General features: G+C 36.0%; 19 protein-coding genes. 15 read left to right on the top strand and 4 right to left on the bottom strand.

Annotation, left to right across the window (positions count from 1 at the left end):
- Nucleotides 1–161 precede the first annotated feature (161 nt).
- Nucleotides 162–1,253, bottom strand: coding sequence for a redox-regulated ATPase YchF (ychF, locus tag AC5LW9_RS10200; protein ID WP_198228088.1), 1,092 nt, complete (start codon nucleotides 1,251–1,253; stop codon nucleotides 162–164).
- A gap of 189 nt (nucleotides 1,254–1,442) precedes the next feature.
- The gene (rsmI, locus tag AC5LW9_RS10195) at nucleotides 1,443–2,270 is read right to left on the bottom strand and encodes a 16S rRNA (cytidine(1402)-2'-O)-methyltransferase (protein WP_493455842.1); all 828 of its coding nucleotides are present in this window, start codon (nucleotides 2,268–2,270) and stop codon (nucleotides 1,443–1,445) included.
- Nucleotides 2,271–2,637: 367 nt separating this feature from the next.
- Here rsmI and nlpD point away from each other — a divergent pair, with 367 nt between their 5' ends.
- The 12 genes from nlpD to AC5LW9_RS10135 all read left to right on the top strand — a co-directional run bounded on the left by nlpD (nucleotide 2,638) and on the right by AC5LW9_RS10135 (nucleotide 14,908).
- Nucleotides 2,638–3,798: a murein hydrolase activator NlpD gene (nlpD, locus tag AC5LW9_RS10190; protein WP_493455841.1), complete on the top strand. Its 1,161-nt coding sequence runs from the start codon at nucleotides 2,638–2,640 to the stop codon at nucleotides 3,796–3,798.
- Nucleotides 3,799–3,899: 101 nt separating this feature from the next.
- Nucleotides 3,900–4,652: a 2,3-diphosphoglycerate-dependent phosphoglycerate mutase gene (gene gpmA / locus AC5LW9_RS10185; protein WP_065602620.1), complete on the top strand. Its 753-nt coding sequence runs from the start codon at nucleotides 3,900–3,902 to the stop codon at nucleotides 4,650–4,652.
- A gap of 100 nt (nucleotides 4,653–4,752) precedes the next feature.
- Entirely contained in the window at nucleotides 4,753–5,331 is a 579-nt protein-coding gene (locus tag AC5LW9_RS10180; RefSeq protein ID WP_198228094.1) for a thymidine kinase, read from the top strand.
- Between the two features lie 177 nt (nucleotides 5,332–5,508).
- On the top strand, nucleotides 5,509–6,717 hold the full coding sequence (locus tag AC5LW9_RS10175) for an aldose 1-epimerase family protein (RefSeq protein WP_294913515.1): 1,209 nt from the start codon (nucleotides 5,509–5,511) through the stop codon (nucleotides 6,715–6,717).
- A 344-nt stretch (nucleotides 6,718–7,061) separates the two neighbouring features.
- Nucleotides 7,062–8,540: a UbiD family decarboxylase gene (locus AC5LW9_RS10170; protein ID WP_493455840.1), complete on the top strand. Its 1,479-nt coding sequence runs from the start codon at nucleotides 7,062–7,064 to the stop codon at nucleotides 8,538–8,540.
- Between the two features lie 13 nt (nucleotides 8,541–8,553).
- Nucleotides 8,554–9,147: a UbiX family flavin prenyltransferase gene (locus AC5LW9_RS10165; protein ID WP_198228100.1), complete on the top strand. Its 594-nt coding sequence runs from the start codon at nucleotides 8,554–8,556 to the stop codon at nucleotides 9,145–9,147.
- Between the two features lie 3 nt (nucleotides 9,148–9,150).
- Nucleotides 9,151–9,579, top strand: coding sequence for a PNPOx family protein (locus AC5LW9_RS10160; RefSeq protein WP_198228102.1), 429 nt, complete (start codon nucleotides 9,151–9,153; stop codon nucleotides 9,577–9,579).
- 270 nt (nucleotides 9,580–9,849) lie between these two features.
- Nucleotides 9,850–11,025, top strand: coding sequence for a pyridoxal phosphate-dependent aminotransferase (locus AC5LW9_RS10155; RefSeq protein ID WP_493455839.1), 1,176 nt, complete (start codon nucleotides 9,850–9,852; stop codon nucleotides 11,023–11,025).
- Complete coding sequence (locus AC5LW9_RS10150) at nucleotides 11,010–11,828, top strand: MetQ/NlpA family ABC transporter substrate-binding protein (RefSeq protein WP_493455838.1); 819 nt, start codon at nucleotides 11,010–11,012, stop codon at nucleotides 11,826–11,828. The genes AC5LW9_RS10155 and AC5LW9_RS10150 overlap by 16 nt, the downstream gene beginning before the upstream one ends.
- 2 nt (nucleotides 11,829–11,830) lie before the next feature.
- Nucleotides 11,831–12,865, top strand: a complete 1,035-nt coding sequence (locus AC5LW9_RS10145; RefSeq protein WP_493455837.1) for a methionine ABC transporter ATP-binding protein — start codon at nucleotides 11,831–11,833, stop codon at nucleotides 12,863–12,865.
- Nucleotides 12,865–13,536: a methionine ABC transporter permease gene (locus tag AC5LW9_RS10140; protein ID WP_086272305.1), complete on the top strand. Its 672-nt coding sequence runs from the start codon at nucleotides 12,865–12,867 to the stop codon at nucleotides 13,534–13,536. The genes AC5LW9_RS10145 and AC5LW9_RS10140 overlap by 1 nt, the downstream gene beginning before the upstream one ends.
- Nucleotides 13,537–13,549: 13 nt before the next feature.
- Entirely contained in the window at nucleotides 13,550–14,908 is a 1,359-nt protein-coding gene (locus AC5LW9_RS10135) for an FAD-binding oxidoreductase (protein WP_493455836.1), read from the top strand.
- Nucleotides 14,909–15,014: 106 nt separating this feature from the next.
- Here AC5LW9_RS10135 and pdxT read toward each other — a convergent pair whose 3' ends face one another.
- Nucleotides 15,015–15,608, bottom strand: coding sequence for a pyridoxal 5'-phosphate synthase glutaminase subunit PdxT (gene pdxT, locus AC5LW9_RS10130; RefSeq protein ID WP_334321737.1), 594 nt, complete (start codon nucleotides 15,606–15,608; stop codon nucleotides 15,015–15,017).
- Nucleotides 15,608–16,495, bottom strand: coding sequence for a pyridoxal 5'-phosphate synthase lyase subunit PdxS (gene pdxS / locus AC5LW9_RS10125; protein ID WP_086327403.1), 888 nt, complete (start codon nucleotides 16,493–16,495; stop codon nucleotides 15,608–15,610). The genes pdxT and pdxS overlap by 1 nt, the downstream gene beginning before the upstream one ends.
- A gap of 428 nt (nucleotides 16,496–16,923) precedes the next feature.
- Between pdxS and AC5LW9_RS10120 the strand changes: the two genes are divergently transcribed.
- The 3 genes from AC5LW9_RS10120 to AC5LW9_RS10110 all read left to right on the top strand — a co-directional run bounded on the left by AC5LW9_RS10120 (nucleotide 16,924) and on the right by AC5LW9_RS10110 (nucleotide 20,112).
- On the top strand, nucleotides 16,924–18,327 hold the full coding sequence (locus AC5LW9_RS10120; protein ID WP_493455835.1) for an aminotransferase-like domain-containing protein: 1,404 nt from the start codon (nucleotides 16,924–16,926) through the stop codon (nucleotides 18,325–18,327).
- 35 nt (nucleotides 18,328–18,362) lie between these two features.
- Complete coding sequence (locus AC5LW9_RS10115) at nucleotides 18,363–19,583, top strand: MFS transporter (RefSeq protein WP_198228108.1); 1,221 nt, start codon at nucleotides 18,363–18,365, stop codon at nucleotides 19,581–19,583.
- Nucleotides 19,584–19,911: 328 nt separating this feature from the next.
- The gene (locus tag AC5LW9_RS10110; RefSeq protein WP_065739172.1) at nucleotides 19,912–20,112 is read left to right on the top strand and encodes a SemiSWEET family transporter; all 201 of its coding nucleotides are present in this window, start codon (nucleotides 19,912–19,914) and stop codon (nucleotides 20,110–20,112) included.
- The last annotated feature ends 245 nt before the right edge of the window (nucleotides 20,113–20,357 follow it).

The following is a 20,357-nucleotide window of genomic DNA, read 5'->3' as shown; positions in this document are numbered from 1 at the left end:
TGACGAGTGCTTTCCTTATATGAATAGTCCATTAGTTTTGACAAGAAGTTTCAGGTAAGGTATACGTTTGTGTAAAAATTATTATTATATTAAATCTTAATGAGAACTTAATATAACAGTAAATATAACAACGTCGCCAAAAGGCGACGTAAAATAGATGGTTATACATTAAATAAAAAGTTCATGATATCGCCATCTTGTACGATATAGTCTTTTCCTTCAGAACGCATTTTCCCTGCTTCTTTAGCACCTTGTTCACCGCCATATTTGATAAAATCATCAAAAGCAATGGTCTGTGCTCGAATAAAGCCTTTTTCAAAGTCGGTATGAATTTTACCTGCTGCTTGTGGGGCAGTATCTCCAACCGAAATTGTCCATGCGCGAACTTCTTTAACACCTGCGGTAAAATAGGTTTGTAAATTAAGTAAACTGTAACCAGCACGAATAACGCGATTTAAGCCAGGTTCAGTTAACCCTAGATCTTGCATGAATTCATCACGATCAGCATCATCTAGTTCAGCAAGTTCTGCTTCAATGGCTGCACAAACAGGAACAACAACAGATTTTTCTTGAGCGGCAATGGCTTGTACCTTTTCCAAATAAGGATTATTTTCAAATCCATCTTCATTAACATTAGCAATATACATGGTTGGTTTTAATGTTAAAAAGCTTAAGTATTTAACCGCATCAAGCTCTTCTTTACTTAAATCCAATAGCAATAGCTTTTTACCTTGTTCTAAATGTGGTAAGCATTTTTCAAGAATTTCGAGTTCAAATTTAGCATCTTTATCGCCACCTTTAGCACGTTTTTGTAAACGTGTCATTGCTCTTTCACAAGCTTCTAGATCGGCTAACGCAAGTTCAGTATTAATAATTTCAATATCTTCAGCTGGGTCAATTTTGCCTGCAACATGAATGATATTTTCATTTTCAAAACAACGAACAACATGGCCAATGGCTTCAGTCTCACGAATGTTGGCTAAAAATTGGTTACCTAAACCTTCACCTTTTGAGGCACCTTTTACTAAACCAGCAATATCAACAAATTCCATAGTAGTAGGTAAGGTGCGCTGAGGTTTGACAATTTTAGCCAGCTCATCTAAACGTGGATCGGGCATTGGTACTACACCAGTATTTGGTTCGATAGTACAAAATGGAAAGTTAGCTGCTTCAATGCCTGCTTTGGTTAGTGCGTTAAAAAGAGTTGACTTGCCAACATTTGGTAGTCCGACGATACCACATTTAAATCCCATACTGTTTGTTACCTTTTTATCAATAAATGTCTTAAATATAAGAGGTAATTATATACTAAATCATGCTATTTATGCCAATGTTCTTATTGACGTGTTGTTAATAGATCTATATCAAATGTTGATATCGGTTTTAACTTGTTACTTTGCTTAAATTTATTAAAAGTGACAAGTAGCACATGACTTGTTAGTTTATTCTTCAAAATTTAAACCAATTTGATAGAGTTGATTCTTTTTAAGTCCATAAATTTCAGCAGTAATCGCAGCTGCTTTTTTTAATGGTAGCTCTTTTTGTAATAATTTAAGAGTATTTATGGCTTTTGGATCAATATCCTTATTATTTTCTGTATACCCAGCCACAATCAAGACAAATTCACCTTTTTGACGAGATGCATCTTGATTTAACCAGTCGATGAGTTCATTGACTGGAAAGCTAACAATGGTTTCCCATGTTTTAGTAAGTTCTTTAGCCAAAACAATCTGCTTATCGGCACCAAAAATAGTTTGCATATCCTTAAGTGTCTCTAATAAGCGATGCGTTGATTCATAAAAAATCATGGTGCGAGGCTCAGTAATTAATGAGGCTAAACTATCTTGCCGTGCTTTGCTTTTAGCGGGTAAAAATCCTTCATAAATAAATTTGTCGGACGGTAATCCAGCTACCGACAAGGCTGCAATAGCGGCACAAGCTCCTGGAATCGGGACTACTTTTATATCATTTTCACGGCAAGCTTTTACTAAATGATAGCCAGGATCATTGATTAATGGCGTTCCGGCATCTGAAACCAAGGCAATAGAGAGACCTGATTGGAGTTTTTCAATCAGAACGTGTGCTTTTTCTTGTTCATTATGATCATGTAAGGAAAAAAGCTTAGCTTTAATACCCAAATGCTGTAATAGTAAACCACTATGGCGCGTATCTTCAGCAGCTATCAAATCAACACGTTTAAGTGTGTCAATAGCTCTAAGGGTAATATCATCTAAATTTCCAATGGGTGTTGCAACAATATATAGAGTCATTAATTTGAGTCACATTAAAATTTCACAGAAAATAGAATAAATCTACTGTACGAACAAGCATTTTATTGTATATACTCACCACTTTCAAAAATAAATTCTATTTTCCGCTATTTGTTATAATAGTTATAATAAATAAACGTATTGCTAATTAGATATTGACTATTTGTTGCGCAATCTATTAATAATTGAAAAACAGAGAGTATATTTGTGCGGATTTAGTAGAAATTTGGTGGATTGTAATTGATTTAAATTGTATCCTTACTATTTTATTATAGCTAGCATAATAAGGAACCGATATAATAGCTTTTTATATTAGAAACGATAAAATATGCTCTTAAAACAATATTAACGAATGAAAGGTGTTGCTTTGAAAAAGATTCTTACGCTAACTTGTTTAAGCTTGGTCATTACTGCCTGTACTCAATCAAATCCTGCCCAAATTGAAGATATTTCGGATTTTTCAGGTGGTTCGTCAAAAACAGGTTATTCTAAACCTCCTGTTAATATTTCTACTGGAAGTGGCGTTACTTCACCTTCAGTACCATCAAATACCAATTCAACACAGGTACCTAAACCAATAACGACGTCAAGTTCAAACGATGATAATGCAAATAACACGACAAATAGTAATGTAGACAATAATAATGGCGTTAATATTACTAACGAACGCGTTTCTAATAAGCGCAATTATGATGAAATTCCTAAGGGAGGTTATCAAGGTGATACTTATACGGTAAGTCAAGGCGACACATTATATTATATTGCATGGGTCACAGGTAATGATTATCGCTCTTTAGCGGCTAAAAATAATATCAAGAATCCCTACTCTCTTGTTATTGGACAAGTACTGGATGTTAGTGGGGGTGTCACGCAAAAAGTAACCAGTAATCAAACAACTCAACAAGTGGCGGTTACCAATCAAAAATCTAATGTAGCAGATACTAAAACTACACCTACAACCACAACTACAACTACAACTAAAACTTCTACACCAGTACCGACGCCTGTTTTAACTACTACCACTACAACAACTACTACATCAGGAAAAAACCAGACATCGAGTACTGTTCAGACAACTCAAACGGTAACTGGTTCTGTAACTGATACTACAAATAATGGAAAAACAAATCCATCAAATAAAGGAACTTCTGCTTCTAAGGTTGGGAATATTACATGGCAGTGGCCAGCTAAAGGTAAAATTATTGAAAAATTTTCTAATGCTAGCAAAGGTATTGATATAGCCGGTGGATTAGGTAATAAAGTGATGGCTGCCGCAGATGGTCGCGTGGTTTACTCCGGTAATGCTTTACCTGGTTATGGTAATTTAATTATTATAAAACATGATGATGATTATTTAACCGCATATGCACATAACCAGTCGATTTTGGTAAAAGAGCAACAAGCGGTTCGAGCTGGGGAACAAATTGCGACTATGGGAGCAACGGGTACCTCTTCAGTAAGATTGCATTTTGAAGTGCGCTATCAAGCAAAATCCGTTGATCCATTAAAATATCTACCAAAAAATTAATATTTATTAACTGTAAAACAGTTAATGTATGGAATTTACGAGTATTATAAAGATTATTTAATTTAAACAGTTTTATTCTACGTAACAAAGGAGTTAGACTCATGGCAGTAAAAAAATTAGTTCTTATCCGACATGGAGAAAGTGTTTGGAATCAAGAAAACCGATTTTGTGGTTGGACTGATGTTGATTTATCTGACAAAGGTAATAAGGAAGCAGCCGAAGCAGGTAAATTACTTAAACAAGAAGGTTTTCAGTTTGATTACGCTTATACTTCTGTATTAAAACGTGCAATTCATACTTTATGGCATGTTCTTGACGAAGTTGATCAAGCTTGGTTACCTGTTGAAAAATGTTGGAAACTAAATGAACGTCACTATGGTGCGCTGCAAGGTCTAAATAAAGCCGAAACTGCGGCTAAATATGGTGATGAACAAGTAAAATTATGGCGCCGTGGTTTTGCAATTACGCCTCCTGCACTTGAAAAATCAGATGAACGCTTCCCTGGTCATGATTCACGTTACAGCAATTTACCTGAGTCAGAATTACCATTAACCGAAAGTCTAGCACTAACCATTAAACGTGTACTTCCTTATTGGGAATCAACCATTGCACCTCGTGTTGCTAAAGGTGAACGTGTAATTATCGCTGCTCATGGTAACTCTCTTCGTGCTTTAGTTAAGCATTTAGACAACATCAGTGACGATGATATTATCGAACTAAATATCCCAACAGGTGTACCATTAGTGTACGAATTTGATGACAACATGAAAGTTATCAAACATTATTACTTAGGTAATGCTGATGAAATCGCAGCAAAACAAGCCGCGGTTGCTAATCAAGGTAAAGCGAAATAATTAATCTTTAAGCTTTGTAAAAGGTAAGTTATATAACTTACCTTTTTTACTATCTAAACAATCTCTTTTATCCATTTATTTTATTTCTGAGAGTCTTATTTTGTCGAAAATTTACTATATTTATGCCGTAATGAATGCAGGTAAATCAACCGAGTTATTACAAATTGACCACAATTATTTGAGTAATAATATGCAGACTTTGCTGCTTAAATCTTCGGTCGACACTCGTGATTCGGCGGTTGAAATTGTCTCACGTTTAGGATTGCGAAAAAAAGCATTACAACTTGATGATAATAGTGTTGATGAAATCATTGAATTGATTAAGAAAAATAATTATGCTTGTGTGTTAATTGATGAAAGCCAATTTTTATCGCAAAGCACTATCTGGAAATTATCTGATGTGTGTGATGAATATGGTGTACCGATGATGTTTTTTGGTTTAAAGACGGATTATATGGGACATTTATTTGAAGGTTCAAAAACATTATTAGAAATTGCTGATAACTTTAGAGAACTAAAAACAGTTTGCTGGTGTGGAAAAAAAGCAACCATGAATTTACTTGAAGGAAAAGATGGGCAAATTGTTAAGTTTGGCAATTCAATTCATTTAGGAGATAGCGAGTTCCATTCAGTTTGTCGTAAACATTGGAAAGCGGGACAAATTAGACCTAAACAATAATCTTCTTAATATTTCACACTTATTCAATCAAATCATTTTGCTACATTTATCATTTGGTTTTGTAAAAGTGTGAATAACCTCTCATTTTAATGATTTTTCTTTGTCGATTTTTGGTTATTTATGTCATATTGACTGAAACGATTCAGTGTTGTTTTATTAATTATGAGAGGAATTACCATGAAAGTTCAATTAGTTTCATTAGCTGCAATACTTAGTTTGGCGAGTTATAGTGCCAATGCTAAAGAATTCATATTAACAGATGTAGAGAAGGGTATTGCTAAAGGTGACTGGTCAATTTCAAGCCAAGATTTAGGTGTAAAAGAGCATAAATTTACTATTCAAAACACGGTCCTTAAAGGTGGTAAACAAGATGGTACGGAACTTTTAACTATTGCTAGTGATAATCTTACAATCAAATTAATTCCTACTCGAGGACTAGGTATTTTATCAGTTGATGGCGATGATATCCGCCTAGGATGGGATTCCCCTGTTGATGAAGTTGTCAATCCTAAATACATTAATTTAGAAAGTCGCGGTGGATTAGGTTGGTTAGATGGTTTTAATGAATTGATGGTACGTTGTGGTTTTGAATGGACGGGTCATGCGGTACAAGCCGATGGCATGATATATACGCTTCACGGTCGAGCACAAAACACACCCGTATCAAGATTGATTGTTAATGTATTGGATAAAGCACCTTATACCATAACAGTGAGAGGGTTAATTAAAGAAAATACTTTTAAGAAAAGTAATCTAGAAACTTGGGTATCGCTTAGCTACGTACCAGGTAGTAAGGATTTCATTGTTCATGATGTTGTGACCAATAAGAGCGATTATACGCGTGATTACCAAATTATTTATCACAGCAACTATGGTACGCCGATTCTAGAAGAGGGTGCTCGATTTGTGGCACCAGTTAAAGAAATTTCACCATTTAATGATTATGCTAAAAAAGGCTTAAAAACATGGCAAACGTATTTAGGTCCAACTAAAGATTTTGATGAAATGGTCTTTAATGTTTATCCTTATGCCGATGAACAAGGACAAACTCAAGTAATGGTTACTAACCAAGCAGGCGATAAAGGGGCAGGTATTTCATTTAATACAAACCAATTACCTGTTTTTTCCCTGTGGAAAAATACCGATACGCTTAAACAAGGCTATGTAACAGGTTTAGAACCTGGAACCAGTTTTGCCTACCCAGTTACGGTTGAGCGAGAACAAAAACGTGTACGACAATTAGAACCAGGACAAAGTACCGAATTTACTTTAGTATATAGTTTATTATCGGATAAAAAAGCCGTTGAACAATATGAGGCTCAAATCAAGTCTATACAGGGCAATCAAGAAACCAAAGTTATTGAACGACCAATGGCAAAAGAATAAATCTTGTAATGCAACTAACAGGGAAGTTAGTTGTTATATTCTTGTTGATTATTTCGTAAATCTATTATGGTTGTGTCAAATAGCTCATCATCTTTTACTGACAGATCTTGCTATTTTTTAATAAAAAACGGTATTTAATATTTTTGGATAACATAAATTATCTTATCAATTCTCAAATCTAGTTAGCTACGTTGATACTCACTTGATAGCAACGTTTTATATCGGTATGATTACTGACATTCAATTATACGAAATCAATTTTTTAGATTAATATCCTTTAAATGCAGCTTGTATTATTATAAAAGTTGTCTGATTTAATATTGTTTGGAATGGAAGAGATTATTATGGCAAATCCAACTGGATCTTATGATCTGCGTGATGCAATTAATCAACTTGCACAAATCCCAAATCAACTGGTTACCACTGATACCCCGGTTGATCCTATGGCTGAGTTAGCGGGTGTTTATCGTTTTGTTGGGGCAGGGGGAACGGTTAAAAGACCAACTCGAATTGGTCCTGCAATGATTTTTAATAAAGTAAAAGGATTTGATGATTTTAAAGTCTTAATTGGATTACTTGCTTCGCGTAAACGAGTTGCACATTTATTTGGTTGTGAGCCAGACAAACTCGCTTTTTTACTAAAAGATGCAGTAAATAATCCCATAGCTCCGATAACAATTCCTCGTGAACAAGCAGTTTGTCAAGAAATCGTGCATAAAGCGTCTGATCCTGATTTTGATATTCGTAAACTAGTACCCGCACCCACTAATACCGAAGAAGATGCCGGCCCATACATTACCCTTGGCATGCTCTATGCGAGCGATCCAGAAACAGGTGAAAGCGATGTGACTATTCATCGAATGTGCTATCAAGGTAAAGACGAAATTTCAATTTACTTTGTCCCCGGACGGCATATAGATGTATTTCGTGAAAAAGCCGAAAAGGCAGGAAAACCGTTACCTGTCTCAATTAGTATTGGTGTCGACCCCGTGATTGAAGTGTCAGCTTGTTTTGAACCTCCTACCACACCAATTGGTTTTGATGAACTTTCTATTGCTGGTGGCATACGTGGGCGTGCAGTTGAATTAGTCGATTGCTTAACAGTTAATGCAAAAGCAATTGCTAATGCCGAAGTCGTCATTGAAGGTGAAATATTACCAAATGTGCGAGTCGCTGAAGATCAAAACTCTCACACAGGTAAAGCAATGCCTGAATTCCCGGGTTATACAGGTCCAGCGAATCAATCATTACCAGTTATCAAAGTGAAAGCAGTTACTTATCGAAAAAATCCAATTTATCAAACTTGCATCGGACCAAGTGAAGAACATGTTAATATGGCGGGTATTCCTACCGAAGCCAGTATTTTACAAATGGTCGAAGCTGCCATGCCAGGTAAACTATTAAATGTTTACGCACATCGTTCTGGTGGAGGAAAATATTTAGCCATCTTACAATTTAAAAAATCTGTTCCTTCTGATGAAGGTAAACACAAGCAAGCAGCAATTTTAGCTTTTGCGGCATTTTCCGAATTAAAACATGTAATACTTGTTGATGAAGATGTTGATATTTATGATACTGATGATGTACTGTGGGCGATGAATACTCGTTTTCAAGGTGATATTGATATCTCAACAATATCAGGCGTTAGATGCCATCCGCTCGATCCATCTCAACGTCCAGAATATAGCCCGTTTATTAGGCAATTTGGTAGTTCGGCAAAAGTAATTTTTGATTGCACGGTGCCTTTTGCGTTAAAAGCAGAATTTGAACGAGCCCGTTTTAAAGAAGTTGATATAAAACGCTTTTTGCCAGATTTTGAATAAAATAGGAATGAATATGACTGTAAAGCGACTAGTAATTGGGATTAGTGGTGCAACAGGTTTTGCTTATGGTATTAAAGCCTTAGAGCTTTTAAAACCATTGGATATTGAAACACATTTAGTAATTTCAAAAGCGGCACAACTAACGCGCTCTTACGAAATCTCTAATATGAGTTTGGCCCAGATTGAATCATTGGCAGATAAAGTTTATTCCGTCAATAATGTTGGCGCAGCGATTGCCAGTGGTTCATTCAAGACTATGGGCATGCTGGTCGCACCTTGCTCAATGCGCTCTTTAGCTGCAATTGCCCAGAGTTTATCGGATAATTTATTAACTCGTGCTGCGGATGTCGTACTAAAAGAGCGTCGCCGATTGGTATTAATGATAAGAGAATCCCCCCTGCATTTAAGCCATATAAAAAATATGGAAATGGTCACTCTTATGGGAGGGGTAATTTTTCCACCAGTACCTGCACTTTATCAGCATATTGACAGTATCGATGATATGATTACCCACAGTGTTGCACGAGCGCTTGATCTGTTTGATATAGATATACCGTCACTACCTCGCTGGGGCGAAGATATGCATTTAAATGTTAAGCCAGAATAATGTATGTCAATCGATCCTAAAATTCTTAAGTTTATCAGAAAAAATCATGTATTATCGCTAAGTGTCATTACATCAGATAACTTGCCGTGGGCGTGTAATGTGTTTTATGTATTGGATGAAGAGCAGTTAAATCTTTATTTTTTAACTGAGTTAAAAACGGAGCATGCCAAGGCAATGCTAAATCAACCGCAAGTAGCCGGGACGATTGCCGTTACACCTAAAACCGTTGCTCAGATTCAAGGCATACAATTTCAGGCTCAAGCAAAACAGTTGCAAGGTGAGCAAGCTAAAGATGCTTATGGTCAATACTATCGTGCCTTTCCTTTTGCCAGAGTAATGAAAGCACCCATCTGGTCGTTACAGCTACAACAGATAAAAATGACGAACAATCTTTTAGGTTTTGCCCATAAGACTCATTGGCAAAGAAAGTGAATGCTAATGGATAGTTTTTAATTAATTAAAAGCTCAATTACTCTGACTAAACATGGCTAGACTTTCTTTTTGGCAGGTTTTATGTGAGTTTTTCGGGTTATTTCATTTCTGTTTAAATTAAGAATAAAATATCCAATCAATCATTATCTTTTGCCAAATACTACGTTATAAATAAAAACTATATCGATATATAAATATTTTATTTAACAGAAAAAATAGAGTTTTGTATTATACTTACCAACCTTATTATTCTATTATCTAACAAAAACAATGCATAAACTAGCCAATCGACTCGATCATTTTTCTGATTCAGTTATTCGTAGGATGACGCGAATTGCTAACCAATATCAGGCTATCAATTTATCACAAGGTTTTCCTGATTTTGATCCTCCAAAACAGCTTATTGATGCCCTTAAACAAGCGGCTGATAATGGGCCTCACCAATATGAGATCACTTGGGGATCGCAAGAATTTAGGCAACTGTTAGCCAAAAAACAGCAAAAATTAATGAATATCGATATAAACCCAGATGAAAACGTATTAGTTACGTGTGGCAGTACTGAGGCAATGATGTGTGCGGTGATGACGGTATGTAACCCAAAAGATAAAGTTATCATCTTTTCGCCTTTTTATGAAAACTATGGTGCGGATGCAATACTGTCGGATGCAACGCCCATCTATGTACCACTTATTCCACCGACTTTCGAGTTTGATAAAAAGCAGCTCCGCGAAGCGTTCGAGCAAGGTGCTAAAGCATTAATTTTATGTAATCCGAGTAATCCTTGTGGTAAGGTATTTACTCAAGATGAGCTTGAATATATCAGTCAATTAGCAATTGAATTCGATGCTTATGTTATCACTGACGAAGTGTATGAACACATGGTCTATCCACCGCATAAGCATCTCTATTTAGCGAGTTTTCCTGACATGCAACAGCGCACGATTAGTTGCAGTTCATTATCTAAAACTTATTCTATTACAGGTTGGCGTCTAGGCTATATCATTGCGGACAAACGCATCATTGATGGCTGCAAAATGATTCATGATTTTCTTACCGTTGGTGCTGCTGCGCCATTACAAAAAGCTGCTTGTGCAGGTCTATCATTAAGTGAGGAATATTATCAGCAACTCACCGAGACTTATATGGCTAAACGTCGCTTATTTTTACAAGGTTTAGATCAGATAGGCTTATCTTATTATGAACCGCAAGGTGCTTATTATGTATTGGTTGATATTTCTGGATTGAATCCATTTACCACCGATTTTGAATTTTGTGAATGGTTAATAAAAGAAGTTGGAGTAGCGGCTGTTCCTGGATCGGCTTTTTTTAAACATCCAGAATATCGCTATATTCGTTTTCATTTTGCAAAACAAGAACAAACCTTGATTGCAGCTTTAGATAGATTATCAAAACTTAAGGAAAAATTAACATGTTTAAAAAACTAATCACGGCAACAATAGCCATATTTTCGGCCATGTTGTTATTAACAGGTTGTGGCGAAGCTAAAAAGGAAAATCAACTCACCGTTGGTGTGGCAGCCGGTCCATACGGTGATATGTTTAAACAAGCGATTGCACCAGGATTAGAAAAAAAAGGTTACAAAATTGAAATCCGAGAATTCAGTGATTATGTACAACCTAATCTGGCTTTAGCCAATAAAGATATTGATATTAATTTATTCCAACATTTGAGCTATCTTGAAAATTTCAAACAAGCACGTAATTTAGATATCTTAGCAGTTGGTTTTGTACCAACAGCTGGGGCGGGTATTTTTTCGAACAAGATCACCGATTTTTCGCAATTAAAAAAAGGTGATCAAGTCACCATTTCAAATGATGTTACTAACGAAGCAAGAGCGCTAAGAATCTTACAAGCAGCAGGTTTAATTAAGCTCGATCCTGCGGTTGATAAAAATAATCTAACACCAAAAAACATTATCGAAAATCCATATGAATTGGAAATTGTACCCATCGAAGCACCACAAACGCCTAGATCACTGGATAATGTTGTTTTATCCGTTGTAAATGGAAATTATGCGATCGGTGCAGGTTTAGATCTATCTAAAGCACTTTACACAGAAATCCTTGATAAAGATCATAAAAACGTCATTGCCATTCGTACTGAATCAAAAGATACTTTAGGTAAAGACATTATAGATGTCCTGAAATCAGACGAATATTTACAAGTGATCGAAGACAAAAACGGTATTTTCTATACTTTCCAAAAACCTGATTATCAATTATTTTAACTATGCAAAATACACCACTGAAAAATACACCATTGATTCAAGTAAAAAATGTATCTGTGCGTTTTGAGGCCAAAGATCAGATCATTGATGCAGTAAAAAATGTTTCGTTTGAGGTTAATCATGGCGAGATATTTGGTATTATTGGCTCCAGTGGTGCAGGTAAAAGTACCTTAGTTCGCACTCTTAATCGACTTGCTGATCCTAGCTCTGGACAGATTATTGTTGGTGGCACAGATATTCAGACGTTAAAAGGTCGACAATTAATGGCCTTTCGTTTTCAAGTCGGCATGATCTTCCAAAATTTTAATCTAGCTTCATCAAAAACGGTTTATGAAAACATTGCCTTTGTACTAAAAGCTGCAGGTAAAAAAGGGGAGGCTGTCAAAAATAGAGTAGAGGAGTTACTTGCATTAGTGGGATTAAGCGACAAAGCCAAAGCTTATCCTGCTGAACTCAGTGGTGGACAGAAACAACGAGTCGGCATTGCCCGTGCATTAGCTAATGAAGCTAAAATATTACTGTGTGATGAAGCTACCAGTGCACTTGATCCGACTACAACCAGTGCCATTTTAGAATTACTTAAACAGCTTAACCAAAAATTTTCCTTAACCATCGTACTGATTACCCATGAAATTGATGTCGTAAAAAAAATCTGCGATCGAGTTGCTGTGATGTCTCAAGGTGAAATAGTTGAAATGGATAACACCTTCAATTTGTTCGCTAATCCCAAACAGCAATTCACCCAAAATTTTCTTAACATTGATGAAAATACTCATTTGCCTGAACCTATTAGACAAAATGTCAAAGGTAAATTGGTTCGACTTCGCTATATCAATGAAAACACCACTCAACCCATTTTGTATCAATCTGCTTATGAAACGGGTGTGGCTTTTAATATATTGCATGGTTTTATCGAATATTTTGACCAACAAGCGCTAGGCAATTTAGTTATAGAGTTAATTGGTGAACCCAATAATATCCAACAGCTTATTGCAAAACTGGAATATCAAAGCGTGATTATTGAGGAAATAAAATAATGGTTAAACTGACAATCGCTGAAATAATGGAAATGCTATGGAAAGCCGCTGACGAAACGTTCATTATGGTGAGTTGGTCATTACTAGCTGGGCTTATTTTTGGTACCCTAATTGGATTACTTCTATTTTTATTATCCAATCCATTTTTTCTAAAAAACAGAGTGATAGGGAATGTGGCTAATTTTATTATTAATGCAACGCGCTCCATTCCTTTTTTAATTTTGATGGTAGCCGTTCTACCACTTGGAACGTATATTGTCGGTACTACCGTTGGTCCAAAAGCGGTAATTGTCCCGTTGGCAATAGCTGCAATAGCATTTTATGCTAGATTGGCGGAAAACGCCTTTAGCCAAATTGACAAAGGTGTTATTGAAGCAGCCATTGCCAGTGGTGCCTCACACACTCGTATCATTTTTGGCATATTGTTTCCTGAAGCGTTAGCACAGCTAATCCGCCATGCTACAGTCACGACCATATCACTCATAGGTTTTAGTTCAATGGCGGGTGTCGTTGGTGGCGGAGGAATCGGCGATTTAGCGATTCGGTTTGGTTATCAGCGTTATGTCACCGAAGTTCTTATTATCTGTATTATCATTTTAATTATTGTTGTCATGTTAATACAGTATCTAGGTGATAAATTAGCTAACCACTTTGATAGAAGTCACAAATAATTGGTAAAGCAACATGAAAAAATTAACGGATATAATTGTTGATTCAGATCGAATCATTACTAAAGATCATATACCTCAATCTCACTTAACTGATGGGCTTAAATCACATTATGGGCAAGCTGAAATTTTGGTTTATCCTAAAACTACGGATGAAGTTGTACAACTTGTCAAATATGCCAATCAAAATAATCTAAAAATTACAACACGTGGAGCGGGTACCAATCTAGTTGGCTCAACTATTCCTAATGGTGGTATGATTATCGACTTATCGTTAATGAACGCCATTATCGAACTAGATAAATCTACCTTTACGGTAACGGTACAATCAGGCATCTTATTGCAAGATTTGCAACAGTTTGTTGAAAAGCAGGATCTTTTTTATCCACCGGATCCTGGTGCAAAAAATGCGACCGTTGGTGGCAACATTAGTACTAATGCGGGTGGCATGCGTGCAGTTAAATATGGTGTTACGCGAGATTATGTGCAAGCGCTTGAAGTCGTTATGGCAGATGGCACAGTATTAAATATTGGTAGTAAAAATATCAAAGATAATACGGGGCTGTCATTAAAACATCTTTTTATCGGCAGCGAAGGGACTTTAGGTATTATTACCCAATGTACATTAAAATTGATTGCTAAACCAAGTGTCTTTGAAACATTAATTATTGGATTTAACACCATTGAACAAGCCGTTACCAATATCACGACAATATTACAGACATTAACACCCACTGCACTGGAATTTGTTGAACGTCAAGTGGCGCAGTGGGGAGAACGCTATTCAGGTTTCCAATTTCCATTGCCAGATTCTAAGGCCTATTTAATCATTATGCTTGATGGCGCCAACAAGCAACACATTGTTCAGCAACGCCAACAGTTATTAGCGAATTTAGGCGATTACAACTATTTTATTGCCGAAACGATCGAACAAGCCAATCAAATTTGGGCCGTTCGCGGATCACTGGTTCGTGCTGTTGAGGCTGTTACAGAACAAGATCCGATTGATATTGTCGTTCCGATTAATCGTATCGCCGATTTTATTAATTACACGAAACAGTTACAATCCCAATCAGGTGTTCGTATGCTCGCTTTTGGTCACGCAGGAGACGGCAATATTCACTTATGCATATTGCGTGACGGACGAGACGAAAAGCAATGGTCAGAAGCACTCGAGCAAATCCATAATGCTTTATATCAAAAATGTCATGAGTTAGGTGGACTACCTTCGGCTGAACATGGTATTGGCACTGCAAAAGTAAAATATTTTAACAATGCCATTGCCCAAGAAAACCGTCAATTAATGCAGCGAATAAAACAGCAATTTGATCCTAATAACATTTTGAATCATCAGGTCTATATTACCCAACTTTAAAAGTGCTATTAACATATAAACTATAAACTAACAGATCATAATAATCTGTTAGTTTATTGCTTAATGTCTAGTTGATTAAATTAATGGTCTATTTTACTAAAACTGATTAACAGCTCTCTACAAAATAGTGCATAATGCGATTATCTTGTGTTAATTCAGGATGAAATGAACAGACTAAAATATTATTTTGTTTAGCCATTACGCAATGTTCATCAATGAAAGCGAGTTGTTCTACATGCTCACCTGCTTTGGCGATATAGGGAGCACGAATAAAAACAGCAGGGATTTGCTGACCGATTAACTTAACATCTAACTTTGTTTCAAAGCTGTTAATTTGCCGACCAAAACCATTACGCTCAACATGAATATCGATTAAAGCAAGCTGTTCAACTTCATTATGGGTAGTGGTTTTTCCGCATAAAACTAATCCTGCACAAGTCCCTAAAATACCTTTACCTTGTTGAGCAAATTGTTTAATTGGTTCAAACAGTCCATTTTGTCTTATCAAACGGCTAATGGTTGTTGATTCTCCACCAGGAATAATCAGACCATCTAGTTCAGCTAATTGCTCGGGATGTTTTACTGCGATAGCTTGCACGTTATCTAAACTATTTAGCATAGTGATGTGTTCACTAACTGCTCCTTGTAAATTGAGCACACCAACTTTTTTTAACCGCTTGGAAGTTAACGATTGCGTCATTACCAACCTCGTTCTTGCATGCGTTCGGATTCGGTAAGTTTACTGATTTCTATTCCTTTCATTGCTTCACCTAAGCCTTTCGATAATTCCACTAGACGTGGGTAATCATCATAATAGGTTGTAGCTTGCACAATTGCCTTAGCAAATTTTTCAGGATTTTGTGATTTAAAAATACCAGAACCGACAAATACGCCATCCGCACCAAGTTGCATCATCAAAGCTGCATCGGCAGGAGTAGCTACGCCACCCGCAGCAAAATTGACGACGGGTAATTTACCGAGTTGCTTAATTTGTTTTACCAGTTCAAAAGGTGCACCAATTTCTTTAGCAAAAGTCATCAACTCATCATCAGATTTACTGACAACCATACGAATTTGTTCATTGACTTTACGCATATGGCGCACCGCTTCAACAATATTACCTGTACCAGGCTCTCCTTTGGTTCGTAACATTGATGCACCTTCACCAATACGACGCAATGCTTCGCCTAAATCACGACAACCACACACAAATGGTACGGTAAAATTACTTTTAAGTAGATGATATTGTTCATCGGCAGGGGTTAATACTTCACTTTCATCGATATAATCAACGCCCATTGATTCTAAGATGCGAGCTTCAACAATATGCCCAATACGTGCTTTTGCCATGACAGGAATTGTCACTGCATTCATTACCTGTTCTACTATTGTTGGATCCGCCATTCGGGCAACGCCTCCAGCTGCTCGAATATCCGATGGCACACGCTCTAAAGCCATGACTGCGACAGCCCCCGCTTGCTCGGCAATTTTTGCTTGTTCGGCATTAACGACATCCATAATAACACCACCTTTTTGCATTTGCGCCATGCCACGTTTAACGGTTTGTGTTCCTGTAACTTGATTCATGTTTGCTCCTAGTAAAGTTTTTTTTAACTGAATTTGTGATTGGTTATCTATTATTCAGAAATATCAGAGTGGAATAAACGGCCAATTGGACTATAATCAAACCATCCAATTTTATTTTGTGTTCGGTTATATTAAGATCGCATTAAGTATATCTTTAGACATTGCTTATAATGCCATTATTTCAATAGATCATCTTTGTTTTGCAATACTCAGTGCAATAAAGCAAAGACCATCAATGAGATAAATAGTAACCAAAATAAAATTATAAAGTTTTTTTCTTAGGGCATAATTTTTTTAATGGTAAGAAATGTATATTAAAAAAGTCAAAACCTAATCACACGAAATTGCGATGGCATTAAAAGACTCAACCATTTAATAACGGTTTTAAAAACATTAAACTTATCACTCCGATATAAAAAGAGTAAAACATGTGGCATAAACAAAAGCTTGTTCCCTTTGAAGGGCCAATTTTCAAAAAAGTTATCCAACTGATTGAGTATTATATCGAACATGGGATTTTGATTTCGGGTGAAAGGTTAATTTCAGAGCGAGAATTGGCTAAACAATTGCAAGTAAATCGTTCGACAATCGTACATGCACTAGATTTTTTAACTGAACGCGGTGTATTAATTCGTAAACGAGGTAGTGGTACATATGTAAATAATCAGAAATGGGGGGTGCAAGTTTACTCAACGATTAATTGGCGTTTACCTGGGCATTTCTTTTATCAAAACAAACAAACATTGTATCAACAAAAAATTGATAAACTACGGAACAGTAAAACTCAAATATATGATCTTGCTAATGGAGATTTACCCACTGATTTAATTCCCAAATTACAATTACCTAATATATCGTCCCACGAATTAGTGATGCACGAAAAACAGAGTGATCAGCTACAGTTGGGTTTACCCTCACTTAAAGAACAGATTGTGCACTATATGAAAGTATGTTTTGCTATGCAAGTTGACAGTGATGAGATCTTAATTACTTCAGGTACTCAGCAATCATTGTTCTTAATTACCCAAGGTTTACTCAAACCCGGAGATGCGATTGGCATTGAGTCTCCTTCTTACTTTTATTCGTTACCCTTATTTCAAGCGGCGGGATTACGCTTATATGGCATAGAGTGTGATGCTCAAGGCATCATGCTGGAAAGTTTAAAAAAAGTGGTAGAACAACATCAAGTAAAATGGTTGTTTTTAAATCCTGTTTTTCAAAATCCGATGGGATTTGTTATGAGTGATAAACGAAAAAAAAGGATACTTGATTTTTGCCGATCACAATGTATTGGAATCGTCGAGGATGATGCTTATAGTAATTTAGCCTTTAGCGATAACTTAGCAATCTCACCGATTAAAAAGTTTGATAATAATGATCAGGTTATTTATTTAGGTTCATTATCTAAATATATTGGTCGAAATATTCGAATTGGTTGGATGATTGCACCTCGAGCAGTTATCGAAAACTTAGCTAAAATCCGCCAACATATTGATTCAGGGTTAAGCATTTTACCTCAATTATTAGCAGAACAATATTTAAAGAACCACTATCTGGCACATCAACAACTGCTACGTGAAAAACTAAAATACAGATCAGAGCAATTAATGAATTGGCTAAACACCAAATTTAATGGTGAGATAACTTATCAACCATCATTAGGTGGTTTCCATTTGTATGCAAACTTACCTGTGACAAATACGGCTCAAGAACTAATGTTTTTAAATCACCTATTATCTCAAGGTATTATTGTTGCACAAGGCTCAGATTTTGGGGATAGCTTGGGTAAAGTCAGATTAAGTTATGGACATTTTGTTCAGAATCTGCTTTGATGAACAAACTCAAGTTATTTTATCTATCAGTTATTATGGAAAATTTAAAAGTATCATCATTATCGATTAATAAATTATTACTTGTTGCCGGCACAGGTTGGTTGTTTGATGCAATGGACGTTGGCCTATTATCTTTTATTTTAGCTGCATTAAAGCAAGATTGGGGGCTTTCACCAGCTCAACTGGGATGGATAGGTAGTGTTAACTCTATCGGCATGGCAGTGGGTGCATTTGTATTTGGTATTTATGCTGATCAAAAAGGACGTAAATCGGCCTTTTTATTTACCTTACTCATGTTTAGTATTGCCAGTGGCTTAAGTGCCTTTGCATGGGGACTGGGTAGCTTGCTTGTATTACGTTTTTTCATTGGTATGGGATTAGGTGGCGAATTGCCCGTTGCATCCACATTAGTTAGTGAAAGCGTTGCACCAGAGGTACGTGGTAGAGTCGTGGTATTATTGGAAAGCTTTTGGGCTGTAGGTTGGGTATTTGCGGCATTGATTGCTTATTTTCTTATCCCGCTTCCTGCCATTGGTTGGCGTGGAGCTATGATAATTTGCGCCGCTCCTGCTTTTTATGCGCTCTATTTACGATTTAGCTTACCGGATTCTCCGACCTATATACAGTTAAATTCCAATGCTAAAAAAGATTCCATCCTTCATAAAGTACAGTCATTGTTATCAACAAAGTTTCGTCGTCAAACATTAATGCTGTGGATTGTTTGGTTTTGCGTAGTGTTTTCCTATTATGGCATGTTTTTATGGTTGCCTAGCGTTATGATGATGAAAGGCTTTGGTATGGTTAAAAGCTTTGAGTATATTTTGTTAATGACTCTTGCACAGTTACCTGGTTATTTCACGGTGGCTTGGCTAATTGAACGTGTCGGGCGCAAATGGGTGTTAGTTACCTATTTACTTGGTACATTAATAAGCGCCTATTTGTTTGGTTTGTCTGAATCCGCTAACCAGTTATTATTCTTTGGTGCATTACTTTCGTTCTTTAATTTAGGTGCATGGGGTGCGATGTATGCTTACACGCCTGAACAATACACCACCAATATTCGGGCAACGGGTGCCGGCATGGCGGCATCAATTGGTCGTATTGGCGGTATCTTAGGTCCATTAATGGTTGGGTTATTAATGGCAAATAATGTATCAATCAGTACCATTTTCGGGCTTTTTAGTTTATCGATCTTAGTTGCAATTATCAGTATTATATTTTTAGGTTATGAAACAAAACAGACTGAACTTAAATAATTACAGGTAATTTGTAACAATATCACCAATCTTAGAAATAAATTGCATTGTGTAGTTTTTACCTTATTGGCTAATAGACTACACAGTGCGTTTTATAACCTGATGAATAACTATAATATCGTTTTTTAACACATACATTCCTTATTATTTCATTGATTTGTCTTAACGATAATGAATACTTTGGGGCAAGATCGTGTAATTGCAGGTAATTCCACATCTGATTATAATCATTTAGATATCTTTAGAAATTTAAAAGGGGACAATTTTGAAACTATCAAAAAAAGCTTTCCATTATTTAGGTATTATTGCAACAGTAGCTTCGTTATGTATGTATATTTCTTATATTCCACAAATTATTGATAATCTTCATGGGTTAAAATCTAATCCAACTCAACCATTAGCGGCTGCAATCAACTGTTTGCTTTGGGTGTTTTATGGATTATTACGAGAAAAGAAAGATTGGCCAATTGCAATCGCTAATTCTCCTGGCGTCATATTTGGTTTTATCGCATTTCTAACCGCATTATAAATTCTAATAATGATAATGTGACAATCAATCTTAATATTTGGTTTTGCTGTTTAATTAGAAAAACTTATCCTAACAATTTCAATAATTAACAAAATAACGGAATTATCGCAGTTATCTGTTTACTTTAAACCTACCTATTTTAAAAGGTATAAAGTTTATCTATTGTAAGTATTAACTATTTAGATTTATTATTTGCTATTTGGAATTTTACTGCGTTTTAAATACCAATAATGTTAAAGCAGTTA

The organism is Gilliamella sp. LMG 34360 (genome assembly GCF_984568995.1).
The sequence above is the reverse complement of the archived record's forward strand: the minus strand, read 5'-3'. Positions and strand labels throughout refer to the sequence as shown.

What these genes read in the sequence shown, in the direction of transcription:
- ychF (WP_198228088.1), bottom strand. Translation starts at nt 1,253, where the DNA reads ATGGGATTTAAATGTGGTATCGTCGGACTACCAAATGTTGGCAAGTCA.
- rsmI (WP_493455842.1), bottom strand. Translation starts at nt 2,270, where the DNA reads ATGACTCTATATATTGTTGCAACACCCATTGGAAATTTAGATGATATT.
- gpmA (WP_065602620.1), top strand. Translation starts at nt 3,900, where the DNA reads ATGGCAGTAAAAAAATTAGTTCTTATCCGACATGGAGAAAGTGTTTGG.
- AC5LW9_RS10175 (WP_294913515.1), top strand. Translation starts at nt 5,509, where the DNA reads ATGAAAGTTCAATTAGTTTCATTAGCTGCAATACTTAGTTTGGCGAGT.
- AC5LW9_RS10170 (WP_493455840.1), top strand. Translation starts at nt 7,062, where the DNA reads ATGGCAAATCCAACTGGATCTTATGATCTGCGTGATGCAATTAATCAA.
- AC5LW9_RS10165 (WP_198228100.1), top strand. Translation starts at nt 8,554, where the DNA reads ATGACTGTAAAGCGACTAGTAATTGGGATTAGTGGTGCAACAGGTTTT.
- AC5LW9_RS10160 (WP_198228102.1), top strand. Translation starts at nt 9,151, where the DNA reads ATGTCAATCGATCCTAAAATTCTTAAGTTTATCAGAAAAAATCATGTA.
- AC5LW9_RS10155 (WP_493455839.1), top strand. Translation starts at nt 9,850, where the DNA reads ATGCATAAACTAGCCAATCGACTCGATCATTTTTCTGATTCAGTTATT.
- AC5LW9_RS10150 (WP_493455838.1), top strand. Translation starts at nt 11,010, where the DNA reads ATGTTTAAAAAACTAATCACGGCAACAATAGCCATATTTTCGGCCATG.
- AC5LW9_RS10145 (WP_493455837.1), top strand. Translation starts at nt 11,831, where the DNA reads ATGCAAAATACACCACTGAAAAATACACCATTGATTCAAGTAAAAAAT.
- AC5LW9_RS10140 (WP_086272305.1), top strand. Translation starts at nt 12,865, where the DNA reads ATGGTTAAACTGACAATCGCTGAAATAATGGAAATGCTATGGAAAGCC.
- AC5LW9_RS10135 (WP_493455836.1), top strand. Translation starts at nt 13,550, where the DNA reads ATGAAAAAATTAACGGATATAATTGTTGATTCAGATCGAATCATTACT.
- pdxT (WP_334321737.1), bottom strand. Translation starts at nt 15,608, where the DNA reads ATGACGCAATCGTTAACTTCCAAGCGGTTAAAAAAAGTTGGTGTGCTC.
- pdxS (WP_086327403.1), bottom strand. Translation starts at nt 16,495, where the DNA reads ATGAATCAAGTTACAGGAACACAAACCGTTAAACGTGGCATGGCGCAA.
- AC5LW9_RS10120 (WP_493455835.1), top strand. Translation starts at nt 16,924, where the DNA reads ATGTGGCATAAACAAAAGCTTGTTCCCTTTGAAGGGCCAATTTTCAAA.
- AC5LW9_RS10115 (WP_198228108.1), top strand. Translation starts at nt 18,363, where the DNA reads ATGGAAAATTTAAAAGTATCATCATTATCGATTAATAAATTATTACTT.
- AC5LW9_RS10110 (WP_065739172.1), top strand. Translation starts at nt 19,912, where the DNA reads ATGTATATTTCTTATATTCCACAAATTATTGATAATCTTCATGGGTTA.